Genomic DNA, 23,882 nt, shown 5'->3' on the forward strand with positions numbered 1-23,882 from the left:
CAAAGGGCGCCCTTCAGGCCGCACGGGCAAAATGGGAGGTTTTGCGATTACTGCTGCGCATGACGTAACCGCGCGCTTTCAGACTGGAAACCAGCGTTGATATCGCAGCTTCACCAACGATATGCGGATGCAGCTCCACAATGATATGGGCGATGTTCTTCAGATCGACATCACCGAGCAACTCAATCTCGGCACCCTCCACATCCATGATCAAGGCCGACGGATCGTGCTTTGCCAGGACATCGGACAGCGCTTCGCTCTCCACCACGATCTGCTGATCATCGCGCTTGCGGTCGTAGAGGCTGGACGAGATGATGTTGTCGCTTCTGAAAAACGTGATCGGGGCGCCATCGACGGTGACCGCCCGCATGGTCAGGTTGGGCGCCATGCCGTTGAGCGCGAAATTGCGTCTGATCGTCGGCTCCAGTTCCGGATTGGCCTCGTAGCAGAACACGTTGTTCACTCCACAGATCCGGGCCGCAACCAGACTGACGAAGCCGATACCAGTGCCGATTTCGAGCGTGCGCATACCCGGCTTGAGGATTTTACCGATCAGGTCACGCTCGGTATCCTCGTAGATTTCGCGGAAAATCAGCTCACGGACGTTTTCCGGGATATGGCCAATAGTCGTATCGATCGTCACCCCGCCCAGCCGAACGGTACGGACCTTGAACATGTACCGGAAGCTTTTGCGCAGCGAACGCAGCAATCTTTTCAAAATACCTGATCCTATCGTGGTAAGCGGAAATCTCGGGCAACAGACCAATCAGGAGATCTAGATCTCGATAAGGCTGACATCCTTGACTTGGCGAATGGTCAGCATGGTGCGTACCGTGTCCACATTCTCCGTGGCCGTAAGCTCCTCAATAACGAAATCCTGAAAGCCTGCAAGGTTTTCGGCGACGCATTGCAACAGAAAATCGGACTCGCCCGACACCATCCAGGCCTCGCGCACCAGCGGCCACTTGGCCGTTTGCTTGGCAAATGCCTTCAGGTTGGCGTCGGACTGATGCTTCAGCCCAACCATGCAAAAGGCCACCAGATCGTAACCAAGCGCCGGAGCATTCAAAAGAGCGCGATAGCCGCGGATGATGCCGGCTTCTTCCAGCTTTCGCACACGCCGCAGGCAGGGCGGCGCCGAAATTCCGACGCGTTCGGCAAGCTCGACATTCGTCATCCGCCCGTCGTTCTGGAGTTCGCGTAGAATTTTCATATCGATAGCATCAAGTTCGACGCGTATCACCATGGTTGAGCTTCCCGTTGTTCTTCTTGGTCCGCTCTGAGCAGACCCTTTCTTGTTACTGCCCGCGATATTTCACAAGCCTCGCCGGACTGCCGACATAAATTCCATAGGGCTCCGTCTTGCCTTTGACGACGGCATTCGCGCCGATGACACACCCTTTTGATATATGCGAGTCCCCCAATATCTTCGCGCCGGCCCCGATCCAGACATCGTCCTCGATGGTGATCGGTTTGGCGATGACACCCTGCATGGTAATGGGCTTGGAGACATCGTCATAACGGTGGTCGAAGGAAACGATCACGACATGGGCAGCGATGCGCACATCATTGCCGATCTTGATCCCGCCAAGACCATAGAGAATGCTATAGGGATTGATCGAGACGTTCGAGCCAATCTCGATGCTTCCCTTCTGCGCGTCGATGAACCCGCCCTTGTGAATCTTGAACCGGTCGCCGATGACAACGCGGCCGCGATAGGCATCGATGGCCGCGCCCGAGCGAATCTGGGCTCTGCGGCCGATGCGCAAATGTCCCGGCAACAGAAATCCGCGAAGCAGCCAATAACAATGGGTCAGCGATCCGATGCGCATCCGCCGTTAAATCCCCCCGCCCTGGCCGGTGGACCAGATCGACCGCATGAAACCACGCTCGACCAGTTGCTCCGGCGAGGCATATTTCAAGGTTCCGTCATAGACAAAATCAAGATCGCCGCTGGCCTCGACAGTGTCGAGAATGCGCTGATATTCACGAGCGCCACCGAAATACTGCTTGTCCTCCACCGCAGCCCGCGTCTTCTCATGATAATCGGCAAAGAATTTGAAATGCAGCAGCACGCCTGAAATGGCCGAGAAATTGCGATCGAAAGGCAGTGGCTGATGGATGCTGATGCCGAAACTGCACTCGTCGTCCCAATACATCAATGGATATTTCATCATTTCAGCTTCTGCTGCAAACTTGCGCCGGCGCGGGCCACCGGCGAGACTGAGAAAGCGCTTTGTCTTCTCAAGAACGTAGCCGTTGCCATCGATACAGCCGGCAACCGCCCAAGGCATGACGTCCGTCGAACCGTCGAAAGCGAAAGCACTGACGCTGCCACCCGGATACATATCAATCATCGGCGCCGCAAACCGGCGAAGCCCGAGACGTTCCAATTGCGCAATCAGGTCCGGCAACGGCTTTTCAAAACAGCGGTCGTAGACGAGATACTCGTCCGCATCGATATTCAGATACCAGCGGTTCTTGCCATAGCGGGCAAACAGCGCTTCGCGCCAGAGCTTTCCGCGGCGGGCTTCGCCATAACGCACCGTCGAGGTCCAGACATCGACATCGGGCTCAGCGCATAGCAATTCGCGCGTGCCATCGTCGGATTGATCATCGACGCAGATGAAACGGGTGACACCGAGCGCGCGGTAATGGGCAAGCAGCGAGCGCATGAACTTGAGGTCGTTGTGCGCCAGGAAAAGCAAAGGCACGTCGCTATCCGCCAGCGGCCAGAAGGTGACAGGCGACAAAAGCGCGAGCGGTACCGTTTCGGCTCTGCTTTTAAGCCGGGCGGAGACGCGGCGACTATCGAGCCAGGTCCGGAGCCGGTGAAACAGCGTACGGCTATAATCGAAATCGTCCGGGTTTTTGAACGGATATGAGGATTGCCGTATTTTCACTGCCAGTTCGATCCCGATCGGCCACTTGTCACAAGGCTCGTCGGTAACACGTATTAGGATGGAAAAACGAGAGAGAGTTTGTGTGTCATGCACAAAAACCTCGTAAAACCGGGGCAATGGAGCAACACATCTGTGTGTATCAGCAGCCTCGCCCTTGAAACAGGGCTGGGGGAATCCCTAGACTAGAGAGGATTTTCTCAACCCAGGACGAAGCTGGGCGGCATTATACCGTCATAGCGATCGAAGGACCCGGACCATGACTGCCCGACACACCAAAGTTCTCATCATCGGCTCAGGCCCGGCCGGCTATACCGCCGCCATCTATTCGGCACGCGCGCTGCTCAACCCGGTTTTGATCGCCGGCATGGAACAGGGCGGGCAGCTGATGATTACCACGGATGTCGAGAACTATCCGGGCTATGCCGATCCGGTCCAGGGACCGTGGATGATGGAGCAGATGCTCAAGCAGGCGCAGCATGTCGGCGCCGAGATCGTCAACGACCTCGTCACCGATGTCGATATGTCGGTGCGCCCGTTCAAGCTGAAAACCGACAGCGGCACCGATTGGACGGCCGACGTGGTGATCATCGCCACCGGCGCCAAGGCGAAGTGGCTGGGCATCGAGAGCGAACCAGCCTTCCAGGGGTTCGGCGTCTCGGCCTGCGCCACCTGCGACGGCTTCTTCTATCGCAACAAGGACGTGATTGTTGTCGGCGGCGGCAACTCTGCCGTCGAGGAAGCGCTGTACCTGTCGAACCTTGCCAAGACCGTGACGGTCGTTCACCGCCGCGATCACTTCCGCGCCGAGAAAATCCTGCAGGAGCGGCTGTTTGCCAAGGAAAACGTCAAGGTCGTTTGGGATCATGAAGTCACCGAATATACCGGTGCGGCGGCCAAGCCCCCAATGCCGGCCTCGGTCAGCGGCGTCAAGCTGCGCAACACCAAGACGGGCGCAGTCAGCGACATGCCGATCGACGGCGTGTTCGTGGCCATCGGCCATGCGCCTGCGGTCGAACTCTTCAAGGACAAGCTACGCCTGAAGCCGAACGGCTATCTCTGGACGGCGCCGGATTCGACGGCCACGGATGTGCCGGGCGTTTATGCCGCAGGCGATGTGACCGACGATATCTATCGCCAGGCCATTACCGCCGCCGGAATGGGTTGCATGGCGGCTCTTGAAGCGGAAAAATATCTGGCGGGCCATATGCCTGTCGCAATTGCGGCCGAATAGAAGCCGCGAAGAATGGGATCGGTCGAAGACCGTTCCTGAGTGGGAACAGACAATTAGCCTTATGGCGGAAAACACGAGGCCGTTTTCCGCCACGAGCATTTATTGGGGGACGGCATGCCGCTAGACTGGGACAAACTGCGTATTTTCCATGCGGCGGCGGAAGCGGGATCGTTCACCCATGCAGCCGACAAGCTTCATCTGTCCCAATCGGCCATCAGCCGCCAGGTCAGTTCACTGGAGCAGGATGTCGGCATCAAGCTGTTTCATCGCCATGCCCGCGGCCTGATCCTCACCGAACAGGGTGAAATCCTCTATCGCACGGCACACGAAGTGCTGATGAAGCTGGAAAGCGTCAAGGTCCAGCTGACCGAGAACACCGACAAGCCATCCGGCAAGCTGCGTATCACCACGACGGTGGGTCTCGGCCAAGGCTGGCTGACCGACAAGGTGCAGGAATTCCTGGCGCTTTATCCCGACATGCAGGTTCAGCTGATCCTCGACAACGAGGAACTGGATGTGAACATGCGCCATGCCGATTGCGCCATCCGGTTGCGCCAGCCACAGCAGTCCGACCTCATCCAGCGCAAACTGTTCACCGTGCACATGCACGTCTACGCAGCCCCCTCCTACATCAACAAGTATGGCGAGCCGCAGTCGATCGAGGATCTCGACAACCACCGCATCATCACCTTCGGCGAGCCGGCGCCCAACTACCTGCTCGACGTCAACTGGCTGGAGATCGCCGGCCGGGATTCGGACAATCCCCGCCCCTCGCATCTGCAGATCAACAGCCAGACCTCGATCAAGCGCGCCTGCCTGCTCGGCATCGGTATCGCCATGATGCCCGACTACATCGTCGGCCGCGATCCCGGCTTGATTCAACTTCCGATCGGTGCCGAGATTCCGTCCTTCGATACCTATTTCTGCTATCCGGACGAGATGAAGAACGCCGCCAAGCTGAAAGTCTTCCGTGATTTCATCGTTGCGAAGGCACGTAACTGGGCCTTCTGATGCAGCCTTCGCACCTGCACAAAAAACACTCTCTACCTTTCTCCTAGACAAACTGTTGTTTTAACTTATTTTTTGCCAAATCCTCTGCTTTATAAGGGATGCAAGGAATAGAAACCGCCTGAAAATTACGCAGGGGTGCGTCCGGCACATGGCTGTCATGCAGATTAAATCATTGCGAACAGCCCAAAAAACCATCATACCGACTGCAGCTGATGCATCTTGGTGGCTTTTTTCCTCCCAGTGCCACCGCAGCAGCTGTTCCCCTCTGGAGGTTTAATTACCTTCATAACTATAAAGGGCCCAAGTTTTTCTTGTGGCCCTCTTTTTTTGCCCAGATTTCAAAGACATCCCTAAGGTTGCAATATTTCTTGCCGAGCGGCATTGAAGTTTTTAGGCACCTTTCCCATATCCAGTTCAGCTGATGCACATGGTGGTCTTTTCCTCCCAGTACCACCGCAGCAGCTGTTCCCCTCTGGAGGTTCTATAACCTTCACATCTAAAAGGGCCCTGTTCGTCAGCGGCCCTCTTTTTTTGCCCGGATTTCCCCTCCAGGCATTTTTCACGAAGACGTGACTTGAATATCGGAAAATACCGATTTACGTATCGCTATATCGGAATTTAGCGATACAGAGTAGACTGATGGACAAGGACGAAATTCTCAAAGCCCTGGCGCATCCCAAGCGCATCGAAATGCTCGGCTGGATGAAAGAACCGGAAGCGCATTTTTCCAGCCAGCATCATCCGCTGGATATGGGTATCTGTGCCAGCCAGTTCGAGCGCTGCGGCCTGTCGCAATCGACCGTGTCCGGCCATCTGTCGATCCTGCAGCGCGCCGATCTCGTCAGCACCAAACGTGTTGGCCAATGGGTTTTCTACAAGCGGAACGAAGACACAATCGCAGCGTTCCTGAAGGACATCGGCAACACGCTCTGACCGCCAACGTTGCCCAACATTTTATCCTCCCAAGATAAACACCCCGCAGCAAACGAAAAGGACTTCCCATGACTTCCCTCTTCGACCCGATCAGGATCGGCGATATCGAGCTTGCCAACCGCATCGTGATGGCTCCCCTGACGCGCAACCGCTCGCCGGGCGCCGTGCCGAACACGCTCAACGTCACCTATTACGAACAGCGTGCCTCCGCCGGCCTGCTGATCACCGAGGCGACTGCGATCACCCATCAGGGCCAGGGCTATGCCGACGTTCCCGGCCTCTACACCAAGGAAGCGCTCGACGGCTGGAGACAAGTGACCAACGCGGTGCACAAGGCAGGTGGCAAGATCGTCGTGCAGATGTGGCATGTCGGCCGTATCTCGCACACGACGCTGCAGCCGGATGGCGGCAAGCCGGTATCGGCCTCGGCCATCCAGGCAAAGTCGAAGACCTATCTGATCAACGCTGACGGAACCGGCACCTTTGCGGAAACGTCCGAACCGCGCGCGCTGGAACTCTCCGAGATCCCGGGCATCATCGAAGACTACCGCAAGGCCGCCCGAGCTGCTGTTGATGCCGGGTTCGATGGTGTCGAAATCCATGCCGCCAACGGCTACCTGATCGACCAGTTCCTCCGCTCGGGTTCCAATGTCCGCACCGACGAGTACGGCGGCCCGATCGAAAATCGCGCCCGCTTCCTGTTCGAGGTTGTCGATGCGATCACCAAGGAAATTGGCGAAGGCCGCACCGGCATCCGCATTTCGCCCGTGACGCCTGCCAATGATTCCTCCGATCCGAATGCGCAGGCGCTGTTCACCTATGTCGTCGAAGGACTGGCCAGGTACAAGCTGTCCTACATCCACATCATCGAGGGTGCGACTGGTGGCCCACGCGACTTCCAGCAGGGCGACAAGCCGTTCGACTATGCGGCGCTGCGCCAGGCCTATGAAAAGGCCGGCGGCAAGGCCGCCTGGATGACCAATAACGGTTACGACCGCGACCTCGCCATCCAGTCGGTCAAGGACGGCAAGACCGACCTCGTCGCCTTCGGCAAGCCGTTTATCTCCAACCCGGATCTGGTTGAACGCCTCAAAGACGATGCACCGCTCAATATGCCGGATCAGGCGACTTTCTACGGCGGCGGCGCCAAGGGCTATACGGATTATCCGGTGCTTGAACAGCAGGTTGCTTGACTATCCACCCTCCCCTTGAGGGGGAGGGTCGGCACGAGAGTGCCGAGTGAGATAAGGCGATGAGGGGGTACGGCCGTGATTTCGGAGCCAGCCGCCCCCTCATCCGGCCCTACGGGCCACCTTCTCCCCATAGGGGAGAAGAGGACGCGAACCACCGTTTCTCTCATTGGGGAAATCACGGAGTGAAGGTGCCTGCAATGTTCGACCATTTCATCAAGGCATGGGCCTTGCAGCCTGATGGCGTGCCAGTCGTCACGCCGTCCAGCCTCCTCCTGCCCGTCCGCTGGCAAGGTCTGCCTGCAATGCTGAAGGTGGCGACCATTGCCGAAGAGAAACGCGGCGGCCTGTTGCTGCAATGGTGGAACGGCCAAGGTGCAGCCAAGGTCTATGCCAGTGAGGATGACGCCATCTTGCTCGAGAGAGCTGAAGGCAAGCGTTCTCTGCTGTCCATGGCCATGACGGGCGAAGACGAGGCTGCGAGCCGGATCATCTGCGAAACCGTCGCAACCCTGCACAGGCCATCCGCAAAACCCTATCCCGAGCTTGTTCCTCTCAATATCTGGTTCCGCGCCTTGGAACTGGCCTCGCTGGCGCATGGCGGCAAGTTCAGCACCTCTGCCACCGTGGCAAAAGCGTTGCTTGCCGAACCCCGGGAGATCGGCGCGCTGCATGGCGATATCCATCACAGCAATATTCTCGATTTCGAAGCCCGCGGTTTTCTGGCCATCGACCCGAAAGGTTTGCTTGGCGAGCGTGGCTATGACTATGCCAACCTGTTCTGCAATCCCGACCTGCCATCGACACAGGAGCCGGCAAGACTGCGACGCCAGCTTCCCATCGTGGCACAAGAATCGGGCCTTGCGCCGGAGCGGTTGCTGCGCTGGATCGTCGCCTATGCCGGACTTTCCGCAGCGTGGTTTCTTGAAGATGGCGGCGATCCGGCACCGGCGCTTCGCGTTGCCGAAATTGCAGCGGCGGAGCTTGCCGGTAATCCATAAGCAGTTTGCGCAAGGGCAGGATTTACCGGCTGTACAACGCCTCTATCGCGGCTTAGAGCTTCGCCAAACTGCTGGAGACCACTGATGCACCTGCGCGACGCCGAAGAAACCGACCTGCCTGCCATCCGCGACATCTACAATGATGCCGTGCTCAACACGACGGCGATCTGGAACGATACACAGGTCGATCTTGTCAATCGCGCCACATGGTTGGCCGATCGAAAACGCCTCGGCTATCCGGTTCTTGTCGCGGTTACGGATGACGGCACCATTGCCGGCTATGCCTCGTTTGGCGACTGGCGCGCTTTCGACGGTTACCGCCATACGGTTGAGCACTCCGTCTATGTCGAGAAGAACCAGCGCGGCGGCGGCATCGGCAAGCTGTTGATGCTTGCCCTGATCGAGCGGGCGGCGGACTGCGGCAAGCATGTGATGGTCGCTGGCATCGAAGCCAACAATGCCGCCTCGATCCGCCTGCACGAAAAGCTCGGCTTCGAGATCACCGGCCAGATGAAGGAAGTCGGCACCAAGTTCGGCCGCTGGCTGGACCTGACCTTCATGCAGCTGACCCTGCCGGAAAAACCATAAGCATTTTCCGGTTTCGCCGATCGATGCTATCAAGGGCCGTCGAAGCGGACGGTCCCCTGGCGGATGAGATACAAAAGACGTTGGCAGGAGCGGATATGGCTTGCAGCGCTGTCTACGGCCGCGGTGCTTAGCGGGACGTTTTTGCACAGCCCGATTGCCCTGGCGCAGCCGGAATGGCGTGCACCACCGTGCGTCTACTCCGCCAATACCGGCACGGCGACGCTTTGCGTGCGCGCCAAAAGCTATAGCCGTGACATCTGCACGGCGCTTGGCCATTTCGCTGAAACCAATGCGCTCCCACCCGACTTCTTCGCGCGACTGATCTGGAAGGAAAGCCTGTTTCGGCCGGATGCCGTCAGCCCGAAGGGTGCCGAGGGCATCGCGCAGTTCATCCCTTCGACCGCGAAACTGCGCGGGCTCACCAATAGCTTCGACGCGCTGGAAGCCTTGGGAAAATCGGCCGAATATCTCGATCTGCTGCGTAATCGCTTCGGCAATCTCGGCCTTGCCGCTGCCGCCTATAATGCCGGTGAAGGCGGGCTTAGCAACTTTCTGGAAACCGGTAATCTGCCGTCCGAAACGCGCGCCTATGTGCTGGCCATCACCGCCCATCCGGTCGAGGAATGGAAGGACAATCCGCCTCAGACGCTCGATCTGCGGCTCGACAAGGACAAATCCTTCTACGATGCCTGCACCGCCCTTGCTGACAAGCGGCGGCTGAAGGAGGTTGAGTTTGAAGAGGAAGGCACCTGGACACCCTGGGGGGCGCAGCTTTCAGCACATTTTCAGAAATCGGTTGCGGAACGGCTGTTTCTGGCCACCGTCAGCCGCATGCCCTCGCCGCTTAATACGGAGAAACCGCTGATCCAGCGCGAGCGCAACCGGGCCTTCGGAAACCGGCTGCGCTACACGGCCCGCATCGGCCGCCAGACGCGGGCGGAAGCCGATGCAGTCTGCGCCGATATCCGCAAGACCGGCGGCGCCTGCATTGTCTTCAAGAACTGAACAGTCACCCTGTGCTCTCCAAAGGCCCGCGTTACCGCGTCACCTTCGATGCGCTGGTCGAGGGATTTTGGCCTATCTAGGGAAAAAAGCCGGCCGTTAGACCGCAGCAGTAGCCGCATCCGCCACACTCCGGCGCGGCGCCAGCGCCTTGACCGAAAACAGCGCGTAGATGATCAGCGGCAGGCAGACGAGATAGGATGTGCGGATGCCCGCATGTTCGGCAACAAAGCCGAGCAGCGGTGGTGCGAGGAAGAAGACGATGAACGTCACCTGCCCGAGGGCCGCGACATTCACCTGCGCCGGCCTGTCAGTGCGCTGCGCAGCCGCAGACACTGCCAGCGGATAGACCGCACTGCATCCGCCACCCATCAGCGCGAAGCCGAACAGCGCGACATAGGCATGCGGCGCCAGCCAGACGGCGGTGAGGCCGATGGCCGACAGCACAAGCAGGACCGAGGCGACGTTGCGGGCGCCAAACCGGTCGACGACCGGATCGATGAACAGCCGGGCCATCGCCATGAAGAAGGTGAACAGAGTCAGCCCCAGACCGCCGATGAACGGCTCGACGGCAAAGACGTCGCGCATGTAGATCGCCGACCAGTCGATCCCCGCGCCTTCGACCAAGAAGGCCGCAACGCCAATGATGCAGAGCGGCAGCAGGCCAAGCGTCGGCACGGCGAACAACGGCGCCTTGGCCTCGTGCGAAACCGCCCGCGCCGGCGCGTTGCGGATACCCGAAATGGCAAATGCACCGGCAACGACGACGACGACAAGCGTTATCCCCAAATGCAGCTGCATCGAGATTTCCGCCTGGCGGACGCCCGAAGCGATCAGCGCGGTGACGAAAAAACCGAAGCTCCAGAACCCGTGCGCCCTGTTCATGATGCCTCGGCCAAGCCGCGCCTCCAGCCGGTCGATCTCGACATTGAGGTTGATTTCCAGCGCACCGGCCAGCAACCCGGCGGTAAACAGCACGCCGAACACCAGCACCGGCGCGCCAACCCAGGGAACAATCGCAAACGCGGTGGCCGTCCCGAGAACGGTGATGAAGGCCGTGGTGCGCGCGCCCAGATGCGCAATCAGCGGCGAAGAGAATGTCAGCGAAATCAGCGCCCCGACTGCCATGCCGATCAGCGTCAGCCCGAGCTCGGATTTATTCACCCCCAGCGCCACCTGCAGGTCCGGCATGCGGGCCAGCAACGCGCCAAGCGACACGGCAAACAGGAAGAAACAGGTATAGATCCTGTGATGCGGCGCAATAGTCATGACGGGGCTCCTCGGTACGCTGTTGTGTATCGGGAATTGGGTTGGAGCGGAAGCCAAGCGCACATTCAAGGGTAAAGATTTACCCCGGCGACTGTCAGATTTCGCGACAGAGAGAAATGGCGAGGTAGCCAAGCTCCAACAAAAAAACCCGCCGTTTCCGGCGGGCCCATTGTCGTTCAGTGACGATGCCTTACTTGCAGGCGCCGCAGAAGCGCTGGATGCGCTTGCAGGCTTCTTCGAGCTGCTCTTCCGAAGTCGCATAGGAGATGCGGAAGTTCGGGCCGAGGCCGAAGGCCGAACCGTGAACGACGGCGACGCCTTCGGATTCCAGCAATTCGGAAACGAAGTCCTCGTCGCTTTCGATCAGCTTACCGTTTGGCGACGTCTTGCCGATCAGGCCCTTGCAGGACGGATAGACGTAGAACGCCCCCTCCGGCGACGGGCATTCGATGCCCTTGGCCTGGTTGAGCATCGAGACGACGAGGTCGCGGCGGCCTTCGAAGATCTTCTTGTTTTCAGGAATGAAATCCTGCGTGCCGTTCAGCGCCTCGACAGCCGCCCACTGGGCGATCGAGCAGGCACCCGAGGTCTGCTGGCCCTGGATCATGTCCATCGCCTTGATCAGCGACAGCGGGCCGGCTGCGTAGCCGATGCGCCAGCCGGTCATGGCATAGGCCTTGGAGACGCCGTTCATGGTCAGCGTGCGGTCATAGAGCTTTGGCTCGACTTCAACCGGCGTGGCAAACTTGAAGTCGCCATAGGTCAGGTGTTCGTACATGTCGTCGGTGAGCACCCAGACATGCGGGTGCTTCAGGAGCACATCGGTGAGGGCCTTCAGTTCGGCATGCGTATAGGCAGCGCCCGACGGGTTCGACGGCGAGTTGAAGATGAACCACTTGGTCTTCGGTGTGATCGCCTTGTCGAGGTCTTCGGCTGTCAGCTTGAAATTGTTGGCCTGGGTCGCTTCGACGAATACCGGCGTGCCGCCGCAGATCGACACCATCTCCGGATAGGAAACCCAGTAAGGTGCCGGAATAACGACTTCATCACCCGGGTTCATCGTCGCCATGAACGCGTTGAAAAGAATCTGCTTTCCACCGGTGCCGACGATTGTTTGGGCAGCCGTGTACTCAAGATTGTTTTCGCGCTTGAACTTCTTCGAAATCGCTTCGCGCAGTTCCGGGATGCCCGAGACCGGCGTGTACTTCGTCTCGCCGCGGTTGATCGCGTCGATGGCGGCCTTCTTGATGTTATCCGGCGTATCGAAATCCGGCTCTCCGGCACCAAGCCCGATCACATCGCGGCCCTTGGCTTTCAGTTCCCGGGCTTTCTGGGAAACGGCGATGGTGGCGGATGGCTTTACACGGGAAAGGGCGTCGGCAAGAAAGGCCATGATATGTTTGTCCTGATCAGGTTGAAACAGCATGCGGCCAAGAGCGGGCATCGCCGGGCTCCATAGCGGTTAGGTGTATGTCGAAAGACCGCCCCGGTTTCAAGCGCAAAGAACCGATAAAACCGGCAAAATGCGTAACCATGACAATGTTTCTTCAGTGACATCACAGGTTTGGATGAATCACTTTGTCGGCTGAGCTGCGCAGACGATTGAAACGACTCTGCTTTTTTGAGCCCTGCCAATGAGAAACGTCGCCCCGGGCTGCCGTATCCGGACGGAGCGCAATAACGTTTCTTCACCGAGATTTATTCATTAAAAACAAAAACTTTTGCCACTTTCCGCAACGCCTTGATTTGGTCACAACAAATGCCTCGGCCTGCCGCAATTCCGTCCTTGTGCAGCCGATTTCGGAGCCTTTTCTGAAGGCACACGAATCCATTTGCGCCGAGGGGGCCTGCAATGCTTCTGGACACCGAAAACTCAGCAAAGCGACCAAGCCGCATGACCGCGCGGCACATCGAATATGCGATCGTCGCAGCCCTTGCTGCCCTGACACTCGTCCTTTTGTTCGTGATGGGTGTCTTTTCGCACGCCGTGGCCGAGACCAATGACGGCAAGCCGCAGCGTCTTGCCGGTTATGTGCGCCCCAACGACATGGGGACCGGTGCCTTGCTCTTTCCCTCCAAGGAACCGGGGTCCTTCGTCGAGGCGCCGCGTCTGGCGACCGACGTGGTGATCGACGTCAACGGTCCGATCATTCGCACCCGCGTCACCCAGCGCTTCCAGAACCCGAGCAAGGGTTGGGTCGAAGGTACCTATGTCTTCCCGCTGCCGGAAAATTCTGCGGTCGATACGCTGAAAATGCAGATCGGCGACCGCTTCATCGAGGGTGAGATCAAGGCCCGCGAAGAGGCCCGCAAGGTCTATGAGGAAGCCAAGGCCGAGGGCAAGAAGACGGCACTTCTCGAACAGCAGCGCCCTAACATCTTTACCAACCAGGTTGCCAATATCGGACCGGGTGAAACCATCGTCGTGCAGATCGAATACCAGAGCAGCGTTCATCAGTCGGGTGGCGAGTTCTCGTTGCGTTTCCCGATGGTCGTCGCACCGCGCTACAATCCCGACCCAATCATCCAGACAGTCGATCTCGATCCGAAGTCCGGCTATGCGGTCAACGATCCGGTACCGGACCGCGACAAGATCGCCGCCCCCGTACTCGACCCGGCTGAGAACGCCAGGATCAATCCGGTGACGCTGACCGTCAATCTCAATGCCGGTTTCCCGCTTGGCACAGTCACCTCGCCGTTCCATCAGACCGACATGCAGACGGTCGATGACATGGCGCGCACGATTTCTCTGAAGGGCGGCAGCGTGCCGGCCGACAAGGATTTCGCGCTAAGCTGGAACGCCATCGCCGGCAAGACACCAAATGCGGGCCTGTTCCGCGAAACCCAGGGTGGCAAGACCTATCTGTTGGGCTTCGTCACGCCTCCCGCCGGGTCCGCTGTAACGGAAACACCGGCAAAGCGCGAGGTCATCTTCGTCATCGACAACTCCGGCTCGATGGCCGGACCATCGATCGAGCAGGCACGCGATAGTTTGGCGCTGGCAATTTCCAAGCTCAAGGCCGAAGACAAGTTCAACGTGGTGCGTTTCGACGACACGATGGAGGTGCATTTCCCCACGCTCGTCCAGGCAACACCGGACAAACGTGAGGATGCCATCGCCTTCGTTCGCGGCCTGACCGCCGATGGCGGCACGGAAATGCTGCCGGCGCTCGAAGCAGCCCTTCGCACCCAGGGTCCGGTCGAACCCGGAGCGCTGCGGCAGGTGGTGTTCCTCACCGATGGCGCGATCGGCAACGAGGCACAGCTGTTCGAGGAGATTTCGAAGAACCGTGGCGAGGCTCGCGTCTTCACCGTCGGCATCGGCTCGGCACCCAACACGCATTTCATGACCAAGGCCGCCGAAATCGGCCGTGGCACCTTCACGCTGATCGGCTCGGAAGATCAGGTTGCTGCGCGCATGGGTGAATTGTTTGCCAAGCTCGAAAACCCTGTGATGACCGACATCGCCGCTGACTTCGACGGGGCCAATGCCCGGGATATCACCCCGAACCCGATGCCCGACCTTTACCGCGGCGAGCCGGTGGTGCTGACAGCGCAGCTTGACGGCGCAACGCCCGCAGGCAAGCTGCAAATCACCGGCAAGACCGGCAACCAGCCGTGGCGGATCGAAATGGATGTTGCCAAGGCCTCCGAAGGCCAGGGCATCGCCAAGCTCTGGGCCCGCCGCAAGATCGACGATCTCGAAGCCAATGCCTATGCGGTCAACGATCAGGCGGCGCTTGACAAGCAGATTGAGACGGTAGCGCTTGCCAACCACCTTGTCTCGCGCGTCACCAGCCTTGTCGCCGTCGATGTGACGCCGTCCCGTCCGACCGGTGAGCCGGTCGTCAGCACCGACTTGCCGCTCAACCTGCCCGAGGGCTGGGATTTCGAGAAGGTGTTCGGCGAGAAGCCACAGCAGGCCATGCCGGAAGGCGAGCGCAAGGCATCGCTTGAACGGAGCGAACAGCAGGCCATGATGGTCGCCGACCGGATGGCCGCAGCACCGACGGCGCGCGCCGCCAGCGTAATCGCCGACGCCGGCAAGCAGGTGGACCTGCCGCAGACGGCAACGCTTGCCGACCGGCATATCCTGATCGGCCTGCTGCTGCTCGCCTTTGCCCTGATGGCGGCGACAACGTTCAGCCTGTGGCGCTGGCAACTGCGTGGCCTGGCTTTGGAGGCAAGCGACCGTGTCTGATAAGCCCGGCAACCAGGAAAATCAGGACAAGGAAGGACGCGCCGGTTTTCTGGCGCGCCTCACCGCGCTGGAAACGATTGTGCTGGCCGGAATCCTGCTGATCGCGCTCGCCGGCCTGATGCTGGTCGGCAAAGGCTTTTACATGAAGGCCAAGGCGGAGGTTTCGCAGGTTCTTTTGAAGCGCAGCTTTGAGGCGCAACTGCAGGGTGAAACCAATGTCAAACCCTGGCCCTGGGCCGACTTTTCCACCGAGGCGGAAATCACCGCACCCCGGATTGGTAAGACGGCGGTCGTGCTTTCCGGCGCCAGCGGCGAGGCCCTGGCCTTTGGCCCGGCCCGCCTGGCCAATACGCCTGCGCCGGGGGAACCCGGCACGTCGGTCATCGCCGCGCATCGCGACACGCATTTCCGCTGGCTCAAGGACGTCAAGCCGGGCGATCTCCTGGTCGTCACCCGCAACGACGGCACCAACCTCACCTTTCGCGCCGGCAGCAGCCGCATCGCTCGCTGGGACCAAAGCGGCATCAACGCCAATGCGCCCGGCCGCAATCTGGTACTCGCCACCTGCTGGCCGTTCGATGCCGCCGAGCAAGGCCCGCTGCGTTACATCATGAATGCCGAACTTGTCGCGGATGCAGACCCATCAACGCTCGCCGCGCAAGGTGAATCAGGTAAACTCCCGGTCAAATCCTTTTGATCGCAAAACCTCGCTCGGGACCTTGATCCGCGTGTCTCAAGACCCAGCTTCAACGGGTATCCGTGGGAGAATGAGATGACGACGCCATTCGCAAGCCTGTTGAAATTCGCCGGACTGGCGTCGGCTTTTGCCGCCGTCCCTGCCCTCGCCGACACTCCCAAGCAGTTTACGACCGGAAAGGCGGCCGTCCAGGTCGATACGATCGCATCCGGCCTCGACAATCCATGGTCAGTCGAAGTGCTTCCGGATGGCGCTTACATTGTCTCAGAGCTTGGCGGCACCCTTCGCATCATCCGTGACGGAAAGGCGTCCGAGCCAGTCACCGGCGTTCCGGACGTGGCGCCGCAGGGACAAGGTGGGCTTCTCGACGTCGCGCTCGATCCCAAATTCAAGACCAATCGCACGCTGTTTCTTTCCATGGCGGTCGCAGAGCGCAGCCGCTATGGCACGGCCGTCGTTCGCGCGACCCTCTCCAAGGATGGCAAAAGCCTGACACAGGTGCAGGAACTTTTCCGGATGAATAGGTTCACCGGCAAGGGCCAGCATTTCGGGTCGCGGATCGCGGTGGCCGCCGATGGCAGTCTGTTCTTCGGCATCGGCGATCGGGGCGAACGGGCTCGGGCACAGGACATGCGCGACCATGCCGGCGCCATTTTGCATATCAATCCGGATGGCAGCATTCCGGAGAACAATCCCTACAAGGACGGCAAGGCCGGACTTGCCGAAGTCTGGTCAAAAGGCCACCGCAATCCGCAGGGCATTGTCATCGACCCGGACAGTGGCCAATTGCTGACGGTCGAACACGGCGCGCGCGGCGGCGACGAAATCAACGCGCCGCAGCCGAGCAAGAACTATGGCTGGCCGGTCATCACCTACGGCAAGGATTACTCCGGCGCGAAGATCGGTACCGGGCAGGCCGCCGATGGCTACGAACAACCGCTTCACTACTGGGATCCATCCATCGCGCCCGGCGCCATCGACGTCTATCGCGGCGCCATGTTTCCCCAGTGGAACGGAAACCTGTTGGTATCAGCGCTGAAATCCGAACTGCTGACGCGGCTGGAACGGGATAAAGACGGCGCGATTGTTGCCGAAGAGCAGCTGTTCGAGGGCGAATTCGGACGCATTCGCGACGTCAAGGTTGCGCCCGACGGGGCGATCCTGATGTTGACGGACGGAGACGGCGGCGCGCTTCTGCGGGTTTCCGCACCTGGCAACAGGAGCTGATAGCCCGACAATTTGCGCCAGACGACCGCTTGCCGAAAATCCGTGCAGATGTTAGCTCAGATGCAAATAGGATCCAACGCACTGCTGCCCTGAAATCGTTCCGATATGAGGCCTTCGTGCCGATACATCAGGACCAGCATCGTGACGCGCTTTCAGGCCAATCTCTTCCTGCTCATGTCCGGCGCCATCTGGGGGGCCGGTTTCGTTGCTCAATCCACAGCGATGGAATCGATCGGCCCGATGTGGTTCATCGGCCTTCGATTTGCCATTGCAACCGCGGTAGCAGCACCGCTGGCTTTGTGGGAGCATCGCAAGGCAGAGAAACCAACACCGAAATCCAACATCCGCAACTTCCTGTGGATCGGGCTGGCATTGTTTGCCGGTGCGATGACCCAGCAGCTTGGTCTCCTGACGACCAGCGTCACCAATTCCGGCTTCCTGACCGGGCTCTACGTCGTGTTCGTACCGATCCTGACCGTGGTGTTCCTGCGCCGCAAGCCGCATTGGGTCATCTGGCCGGCAGCCGGCATGGCGCTGCTCGGCATTTTCCTTCTCAGCGGCGGCACGCTTGCCGGCCTGAACAACGGCGATTTCCTGACCATCATCTGCGCTGCCTTCTGGGCACTGCAGGTGATGCTGGTCGGCATTTTCGTTGGCAGTACCGGCCGGCCGATGCTGCTGTGCGTGGTACAGTTTGCCGTCTGTGCGGTTCTGGGCTGTTTAGCCGGAGCGTTGTTCGAACCACTCGATATGACGGCCATTACAAACGCCCTGCCCGAAATCCTCTATGCCGGTTTCTTTTCCAGTGGCATCGGCTTCATTTGCCAGGTGGTCGGGCAGCGCTATACGACAGCGCCGCAGGCGGCGATCTTCTTGTCGAGCGAAGCATTGTTTGCCGCGCTGCTCGGCGTTCTGCTGCTCGGTGAATCCATCACCACCGTTGGCTACATTGGTTGCGCAACGATCTTTGCCGCCATGCTGATCGCCGAGATCGTGCCCGAACTGACAAAGCCAAAACGCATCGCAGCCGGCGCCTGATGCCTCGCCGGTCATAAGGCGTAGCTTTCCGAGTGTTGACTGCGTTGCATTAGAACACCCGCAAGTACCAGTTTTATCAAACGGTTAATATTTAAGATACCCGGGGAAACGGGTCGTGTTGCCTTAATCTTCTCAGGCACACTCAGCCTCAAACGGCTTAAAAAATGCGTATTCGCGGCCAAATGATAATATTTTCAATAGTTTGCAATATATCGGCCGAAGAACCGCATTTTTTGGCAGTTGATTGCTTTTTAAACAAACCAAAACGGCACACTTGTTTCAAAAAACTTTTGCTTGCCAATTTAAAATAAACACAGCAATCTTACTGTGTTCGGGCAATTTGCGAACACGGGAAGACCTTTATATTAACGCGCGCCGGACACGCACAATGTCCCGGGCAGTCAGGCAAAGAGACGGAATTCTTCGATGGCTGGCTGCAATTACAGGACCCTTTCCTCATAGTCGAGAACTGCCTGCCGCACGCCCTTTGGGGCAAAATATCGTAATGCTGCCCGCTGCATCCGGGCAGAGGAAAAAGGACCTGACGTATGGCCGAGACTGGCATTGTTAAATTCTTCAACACCGACAAGGGCTTTGGGTTCATCAAGCCGGACAATGGTGGCGCCGATATCTTCGTGCACATCTCCGCAGTCCAGGCCTCGGGCCTGAACGGACTCTCCGAAAATCAGAAGGTCAGCTTCGACACGGAACCGGATCGCCGCGGCAAAGGCCCTAAGGCGGTCAACCTGCAGGTTTCTGGCTAAACGGCCCGAGTTTCTGCAAACAGATTCACGTTGAAGCCCGGCCTCGTTGCCGGGTTTTTTCATTCAGCCTGCGTTCAGTTTCGCCAGACTAATCTGTTTTCATCATCAAGGACTGAATTGTCCGGCCGAAAACAGGATCGAATCAATGAACAAGGTTATCAAAGCTGCCGTTCTTGCCATCGCCACCGCAGCGACGGTCATTCCGACAGTATCGTCCGCCCAGGCCGAAGACTGGGGCCGTCGCGGCTATCGCCATGGTGGCTACGACAGAGACTATCGCCGCCACAACAATGGCGACGCTGTCGCGCTGGGCGCACTTGGCCTTGCTACCGGCGTCATCATCGGCGGCGCGATTGCCAGCCAACCGCGCTACCAGGAACGCGTCTATATCGATCCGGAGCCCGAATATTATGAGCCGCGCCCGGTCTATCGCCGCGCACGCCCGGTCGTTGTTCAGAACTACGGTGGACTGGAGCCTTGGACACCCGGCTGGTACCGGTATTGCTCGCAACGTTACCGCTCGTTCGATTCCCAGTCCGGCACATTCCGCGGTTATGATGGCCGGGACTATTTCTGCCAGGCAGGCTGAGGCGACAGTCTCGTTTCACTGAAAAGGCACGTGCTGACCGGCACGTGCCTTTTTTTATTGTCCCTGCCCCTGGCACAGGACCGATGCTGGCCGTTACAGACCGCGCAGATAAGGGTTGGTCCGGCGCTCTTCGCCGATCTGCCCGCCCGGGCCATGCCCACAGATGAAGCCGACGGTATCACCAAGCGGCAGGATCTTGTCGCGGATCGAATCGAGCAGTTGCTGGTGATTGCCGCCGGGCAGATCGGTGCGGCCGATGGAGCCGCGAAACAGCACGTCCCCGACATGCGCAAACCCCTGCTCGCGGTTGAAGTAGACGACATGGCCGGGCGCATGGCCGGGGCAATGCAGAACCTCGAAGACGTGCTCACCGAACGAGACGGTGTCGCCATCCTCCAGCCACCGGTCCGGCAAGACGTTCTCGACCTTCATGGCCAGTCCGAATTTTTCAGCCTGGGTCTCCAGCTTTTCAAGCAGCGGCCGGTCATCCTTGTGCGGTCCGATAATATCGAGGCTGAGGGCTTCCTTCAGCTCCTTGGCACCGCCGGCATGATCGATATGGCCATGGGTCAGCCAGATCGCCTTCAGCGTGATGCCATTTTCCTTGATGGTCTGCAGGATGAGATCGACGTCACCACCCGGATCGACGATGACACCTTCCTTGGTTTCGGTATCGAACAGAACCGTGCAATTTTGCTGGAAATGGGTAACCGGGATAACGCCCGCCTGTAACATGTAGCCGTGCCTCGCTGTCTCACTCGTTGAACAGCATATAGGACGGACGCACCGCAATGAAAACGGCAAAGACGCCAGGGAAACACAGAGCAGCTGCGAAAGGCGCCCTATCTGGAAGGCGGAGGACAAATCGCCTTAGCGCATTTCCGCCAGTTCGACGGCGACCGGCAAAGGCGCCTGAAAGTTGATCGTTGTCATCAACAGAGCGAAAACCGCAAGCTTTGCAGCGACAACGGTGACGACAACGGGACGCAGCTGGCGCGCGGTGGAGTGTGAATCCTCGGAGATTGTCTGCGACATATCATTCATCCTCTCAGTTGGCGTCTAAACACCGGAATTGCTTAAAGGTTCCGGTAAAGCGGAACGAATTCAGTATTTTACAATTTCGAAATATTCGCAGTTCCAAAGGGAACATGCCAAGGCGCACTGGCGCCGGCGGCCAGACGGCTGGTGCATGGCCAAAAAAAACGCGAGTGGCAAGAAGGGCAAAGGCAGGATTTCGTGCCGTTTTTTTGAGCAAGATAGCCCCAGCTCGGCGACGTTTTCAGCCGGGAGAAGTCTCGCGAAAACCGCCGTGGGGCCTCTCCACCAGAAGGAGATCCGGACTCAAAATCTCATTTCGCAGTTGCGAAATTGACTCATACCATTTTTCGCCTCAACCTGAGCATGCCGGATCGACGGCGTGCCAGGTGAGTCCGGGGGGCCGGACGCCAGTGGCGGACACGGGAGCAGCGAGCAATGGAAGCAATAATTACGCAATTGATTGCCGGCGCAGCGGGTGGAAACGCAACGGGCGCGGTTCTCAAGCAACAGGCACTTAGCATTGTCGTGCGCACGATCGTCGGTGCCATCGGCGGTCTTGGTGGCGGGTTTCTCGTTCAGATGGTGGGTGGCGAAGCCGCAGCCACGGGACTGATTACGCAGGCCATCGGCGGACTTGTCGGCGGCGGCGTCCTGACCGGGCTTGCCGGCATGGTCATGGGCGGAAGCAAGGCCTGAAGCATTTGATTTACGGCGCGTGCATGGCCGCGTGAACCCAGCATACTCAACGATCAAAAAAAGGCGGCTCATCGGCCGCCTTTTTTCATTGATTTTGCCTGCGGCTTATTCGGCGGCAACGGCGGCTGGATAGACTTCCTTCATGTAGTCGTTCATCAGCGTCTCGGAAATCGTCGCCGGCTTGAACGTGTAGGGGCCAATCTCAGATACCGGCGTCACTTCGGCAGCAGAACCGGTGAGGAAGCACTCCGAGAAACCGGCAAGCTCTTCCGGCATGATCGCCCGTTCAACCACCTGGTAGCCGCGGCGCTTGGCCAGTCCGATCACCGTCTGGCGCGTGATGCCGTTGAGGAAGCAGTCCGGCACCGGCGTATGGATTACGCCGTCTTTGACGAAGAAGATATTGGCGCCGGTCGCCTCGGCCACCTGACCGCGATAATCGAGCATCATCGCATCGGCATAGCCCTTGGCTTCCGCCGCGTGCTTGGTGCAGATCATGTAAAGGCCGGCGGCCTTGGAGGCGCAAGGGGCGGTCTTCGGATCGGGGCGGCGGTACTCGGCGATATCGAGACGGATACCCTTCAGCTTTTCAGCCGGATTGAAATAGCTGCCCCACTGCCAGATGGCGATCGCGACGTTGATGCGGTTGTTCTGGGCGGAAACGCCCATCGATTCCGAACCACGCCAGGCGATCGGCCGGACATAGGCCTCCGAAAAGCCCTGACGCTTCAGCAGTTCCACCGTCGCGGCATCCAGTTCCCCGACCGAATAAGGAATGGTGAAGCCAAGGATTTCCGCCGACTTGTGCAGACGTTGATTATGCTCGTTAAGCTTGAAAACACGGCCGCCATAGGCTCGCTCGCCTTCGAACACGGCACTGGCATAATGAAGCCCGTGGGTCAGCACGTGAACCTTGGCATCCTTCCAGTCAACGAACTCACCATTGAACCAGATCTGACCGTCCAACTGATCAAAAGGAACTGCTGCCATTGTCTCATCCCTTGGCGCCAACGCACCATTCTTTATGTTGATTGTCTTCCCGGTTCCCATTTATCGGCAAACGTGAACGACGGAAATCCGCTATGGTGATTTTGAATTGGCGATCGGAGCGGCGCGGCCTATCTTCACGGATGAGACGAGCGTCGGGTGTTCGCCCTTCTGCAGTTAGAGACTTACCAACCACGAAAAAATATGTCAATATAGCTGACATATTTTTTCAAATGTTTCGTAGAATGCTCTGCAATTGAAAGGAAACGACTGAGTGGCGGGACAGCCGAACCAAAAAGCCGAAAACGAGATGCCATCGGCTGGGGCAGACAACACGGACGCGGTTGATTTTGAAATCATCGAGCTGTTCTTCTTTGCCTACCGGGATTTTACGTCCGACCCGGATGTGATTCTCGAAAAACGCGGTTTCGGGCGCGCGCACCATCGCGTGCTGCACTTTGTTGATCGCGAACCGGGCATGACGGTCGCCAATCTGCTCGATACGCTGCGGATCACCAAGCAGAGCCTGGCGCGTGTTTTGAAACAGCTCATCGATTCAGGGTATATTCATCAAGTTGCTGGACCGGAGGACCGCAGGCAGCGCATGCTCTATACAACGAAGGAAGGCAAGACGCTCGCAAGGGCCTTGGCCGAGCCACAATCACGGCGCATCGCCGAGGCCATGGAAAAAACCGGTCCCGGCGCGCGCGAACTGGTCAAACGTTTCCTGGCCGGCATGAAAAATGCCGGCGATAATTGACACCCGGCAAGACAGCCGGCCTATGCGAGATGACAGGGCCAACGACAGATGACAAAGACCATCAGGATCGACGATGATGCTGCCCATCTGCTGGTCGTGGATGACGACCGCCGTATTCGTGATCTTCTCAACCGTTATCTGATGGAAAAGGGTTTTCGCGTCACCACCGCTGCCGACGCGGACGAAGCACGCCGCAAGCTCGAAGGCATCGACTACGACCTTCTGATCGTCGATGTGATGATGCCCGGTGAAACCGGCATTTCGTTGACGCAGAGCCTGCGCAAGATCAAGACCGTGCCGGTGATCATGCTGACGGCGCTCGCCGAATCCAATGCCCGTATCGAGGGCCTGGAGGCCGGTGCCGACGACTATCTACCCAAACCCTTTGACCCGCGCGAACTGGTGCTTCGCATCAACAACATCCTCAGGCGCAATACGCCGGCAAAGGCCCCCAAGGTGGAGCAGGTCATCTTCGGCCCCTTCACCTTTTCCGTGGTGCGCAAAGAACTGCGCCGCGGCGCCGACCATATCCGGCTAACCGATCGCGAACAGGAGATCATGATGTTGTTTTCACAACGCGCCGGCGAGACTATCCCGCGCCATGAACTGGTCAGCGACGAGGCTGAGGTCGGCGAACGGACGATCGACGTGCAGATCAACCGCCTGCGCCGCAAGATCGAGGACGATCCGTCCAATCCTGTCTGGCTGCAGACCGTACGTGGCATCGGCTACCGGCTGAGCGTGGACTAGTGCGATG

25 protein-coding genes are annotated in these 23,882 nt (G+C 58.9%); 16 read left to right on the plus strand and 9 right to left on the minus strand.

Translation table 11 applies throughout. From position 1 onward, the window contains the following. Window positions 1–13 precede the first annotated feature (13 nt). Genes ASC96_RS24555 through ASC96_RS24570 form a run of 4 tightly spaced genes read right to left on the minus strand, consistent with a single transcriptional unit; the run spans window position 14 to window position 2,903 of the window. Complete coding sequence (locus ASC96_RS24555) at window positions 14–718, minus strand: FkbM family methyltransferase (protein ID WP_060505710.1); 705 nt, start codon at window positions 716–718, stop codon at window positions 14–16. 57 nt (window positions 719–775) lie between these two features. Beyond that, complete coding sequence (locus ASC96_RS24560; protein ID WP_082512254.1) at window positions 776–1,246, minus strand: Lrp/AsnC family transcriptional regulator; 471 nt, start codon at window positions 1,244–1,246, stop codon at window positions 776–778. Between the two features lie 52 nt (window positions 1,247–1,298). Then, window positions 1,299–1,832 carry an acyltransferase gene (locus ASC96_RS24565; RefSeq protein WP_082512255.1) on the minus strand — a complete coding sequence of 178 codons (534 nt, stop codon included), beginning with the start codon at window positions 1,830–1,832 and terminating at the stop codon, window positions 1,299–1,301. Between the two features lie 6 nt (window positions 1,833–1,838). Continuing rightward, window positions 1,839–2,903 (minus strand): glycosyltransferase family 2 protein, encoded by a 1,065-nt coding sequence (locus ASC96_RS24570; protein ID WP_082512256.1) that lies wholly within the window; start codon window positions 2,901–2,903, stop codon window positions 1,839–1,841. A gap of 256 nt (window positions 2,904–3,159) precedes the next feature. On the opposite strand from ASC96_RS24570, the gene trxB reads away from it, so the two are divergent. From trxB to ASC96_RS24605, 7 genes are all read left to right on the plus strand, one after another. Next, window positions 3,160–4,134 carry a thioredoxin-disulfide reductase gene (gene trxB / locus ASC96_RS24575; protein WP_060505711.1) on the plus strand — a complete coding sequence of 325 codons (975 nt, stop codon included), beginning with the start codon at window positions 3,160–3,162 and terminating at the stop codon, window positions 4,132–4,134. Between the two features lie 114 nt (window positions 4,135–4,248). Next, window positions 4,249–5,145 carry a LysR family transcriptional regulator VtlR gene (locus ASC96_RS24580; RefSeq protein WP_060506051.1) on the plus strand — a complete coding sequence of 299 codons (897 nt, stop codon included), beginning with the start codon at window positions 4,249–4,251 and terminating at the stop codon, window positions 5,143–5,145. Window positions 5,146–5,784: 639 nt separating this feature from the next. After that, window positions 5,785–6,078 carry a metalloregulator ArsR/SmtB family transcription factor gene (locus ASC96_RS24585; RefSeq protein ID WP_060505712.1) on the plus strand — a complete coding sequence of 98 codons (294 nt, stop codon included), beginning with the start codon at window positions 5,785–5,787 and terminating at the stop codon, window positions 6,076–6,078. A 68-nt stretch (window positions 6,079–6,146) separates the two neighbouring features. Further along, complete coding sequence (locus tag ASC96_RS24590; protein WP_060505713.1) at window positions 6,147–7,271, plus strand: alkene reductase; 1,125 nt, start codon at window positions 6,147–6,149, stop codon at window positions 7,269–7,271. A 197-nt stretch (window positions 7,272–7,468) separates the two neighbouring features. Beyond that, window positions 7,469–8,269, plus strand: a complete 801-nt coding sequence (locus ASC96_RS24595) for an aminoglycoside phosphotransferase family protein (protein WP_060505714.1) — start codon at window positions 7,469–7,471, stop codon at window positions 8,267–8,269. Between the two features lie 84 nt (window positions 8,270–8,353). Continuing rightward, on the plus strand, window positions 8,354–8,857 hold the full coding sequence (locus ASC96_RS24600; RefSeq protein ID WP_060505715.1) for a GNAT family N-acetyltransferase: 504 nt from the start codon (window positions 8,354–8,356) through the stop codon (window positions 8,855–8,857). A 63-nt stretch (window positions 8,858–8,920) separates the two neighbouring features. Then, a complete protein-coding gene (locus ASC96_RS24605; RefSeq protein ID WP_082512257.1) occupies window positions 8,921–9,862 on the plus strand; it encodes a lytic transglycosylase domain-containing protein in 942 nt (313 codons plus the stop codon). A gap of 96 nt (window positions 9,863–9,958) precedes the next feature. Here the strand turns inward: ASC96_RS24605 and ASC96_RS24610 are convergent, their stop codons facing one another. Both ASC96_RS24610 and ASC96_RS24615 read right to left on the minus strand, forming a co-directional pair. Beyond that, complete coding sequence (locus ASC96_RS24610; protein ID WP_060505717.1) at window positions 9,959–11,128, minus strand: MFS transporter; 1,170 nt, start codon at window positions 11,126–11,128, stop codon at window positions 9,959–9,961. 190 nt (window positions 11,129–11,318) lie between these two features. After that, on the minus strand, window positions 11,319–12,521 hold the full coding sequence (locus ASC96_RS24615) for a pyridoxal phosphate-dependent aminotransferase (RefSeq protein WP_060506052.1): 1,203 nt from the start codon (window positions 12,519–12,521) through the stop codon (window positions 11,319–11,321). 459 nt (window positions 12,522–12,980) lie between these two features. On the opposite strand from ASC96_RS24615, the gene ASC96_RS24620 reads away from it, so the two are divergent. The 6 genes from ASC96_RS24620 (at window position 12,981) to ASC96_RS24645 (ending at window position 19,644) form a co-directional block, all read left to right on the plus strand. After that, window positions 12,981–15,329, plus strand: a complete 2,349-nt coding sequence (locus ASC96_RS24620) for a marine proteobacterial sortase target protein (RefSeq protein WP_060505718.1) — start codon at window positions 12,981–12,983, stop codon at window positions 15,327–15,329. Then, window positions 15,322–16,026 carry a class GN sortase gene (locus ASC96_RS24625; RefSeq protein ID WP_060505719.1) on the plus strand — a complete coding sequence of 235 codons (705 nt, stop codon included), beginning with the start codon at window positions 15,322–15,324 and terminating at the stop codon, window positions 16,024–16,026. The genes ASC96_RS24620 and ASC96_RS24625 overlap by 8 nt, the downstream gene beginning before the upstream one ends. A 75-nt stretch (window positions 16,027–16,101) precedes the next feature. After that, window positions 16,102–17,253 carry a PQQ-dependent sugar dehydrogenase gene (locus tag ASC96_RS24630; RefSeq protein WP_060505720.1) on the plus strand — a complete coding sequence of 384 codons (1,152 nt, stop codon included), beginning with the start codon at window positions 16,102–16,104 and terminating at the stop codon, window positions 17,251–17,253. Window positions 17,254–17,394: 141 nt separating this feature from the next. Then, window positions 17,395–18,291, plus strand: a complete 897-nt coding sequence (locus ASC96_RS24635) for a DMT family transporter (RefSeq protein WP_060506053.1) — start codon at window positions 17,395–17,397, stop codon at window positions 18,289–18,291. Between the two features lie 548 nt (window positions 18,292–18,839). Next, window positions 18,840–19,055, plus strand: coding sequence for a cold-shock protein (locus ASC96_RS24640; RefSeq protein WP_037098666.1), 216 nt, complete (start codon window positions 18,840–18,842; stop codon window positions 19,053–19,055). A gap of 145 nt (window positions 19,056–19,200) precedes the next feature. Next, window positions 19,201–19,644: a BA14K family protein gene (locus tag ASC96_RS24645; RefSeq protein WP_060505721.1), complete on the plus strand. Its 444-nt coding sequence runs from the start codon at window positions 19,201–19,203 to the stop codon at window positions 19,642–19,644. Window positions 19,645–19,737: 93 nt separating this feature from the next. Here ASC96_RS24645 and ASC96_RS24650 read toward each other — a convergent pair whose 3' ends face one another. Together ASC96_RS24650 and ASC96_RS33475 are read right to left on the minus strand one after the other, a co-directional pair. Next, window positions 19,738–20,379: an MBL fold metallo-hydrolase gene (locus ASC96_RS24650; protein ID WP_060505722.1), complete on the minus strand. Its 642-nt coding sequence runs from the start codon at window positions 20,377–20,379 to the stop codon at window positions 19,738–19,740. Window positions 20,380–20,514: 135 nt separating this feature from the next. After that, window positions 20,515–20,679 (minus strand): hypothetical protein, encoded by a 165-nt coding sequence (locus tag ASC96_RS33475; RefSeq protein WP_164491969.1) that lies wholly within the window; start codon window positions 20,677–20,679, stop codon window positions 20,515–20,517. Window positions 20,680–21,117: 438 nt separating this feature from the next. Between ASC96_RS33475 and ASC96_RS24655 the strand changes: the two genes are divergently transcribed. Then, the gene (locus ASC96_RS24655) at window positions 21,118–21,378 is read left to right on the plus strand and encodes a hypothetical protein (protein WP_060505723.1); all 261 of its coding nucleotides are present in this window, start codon (window positions 21,118–21,120) and stop codon (window positions 21,376–21,378) included. 105 nt (window positions 21,379–21,483) lie between these two features. Here the strand turns inward: ASC96_RS24655 and ASC96_RS24660 are convergent, their stop codons facing one another. Then, window positions 21,484–22,368, minus strand: coding sequence for a branched-chain amino acid aminotransferase (locus tag ASC96_RS24660; RefSeq protein ID WP_060505724.1), 885 nt, complete (start codon window positions 22,366–22,368; stop codon window positions 21,484–21,486). A 307-nt stretch (window positions 22,369–22,675) separates the two neighbouring features. Between ASC96_RS24660 and ASC96_RS24665 the strand changes: the two genes are divergently transcribed. Continuing rightward, a complete protein-coding gene (locus ASC96_RS24665) occupies window positions 22,676–23,125 on the plus strand; it encodes a MarR family transcriptional regulator (protein WP_112834496.1) in 450 nt (149 codons plus the stop codon). A 48-nt stretch (window positions 23,126–23,173) separates the two neighbouring features. Further along, window positions 23,174–23,875, plus strand: a complete 702-nt coding sequence (locus ASC96_RS24670) for a response regulator transcription factor (RefSeq protein WP_060505726.1) — start codon at window positions 23,174–23,176, stop codon at window positions 23,873–23,875. Window positions 23,876–23,882: the final 7 nt, after the last annotated feature.

Source organism: Rhizobium sp. Root1204 (assembly GCF_001424965.1).
In the GTDB taxonomy this organism is placed as follows: Bacteria; Pseudomonadota; Alphaproteobacteria; order Rhizobiales; family Rhizobiaceae; genus Pararhizobium.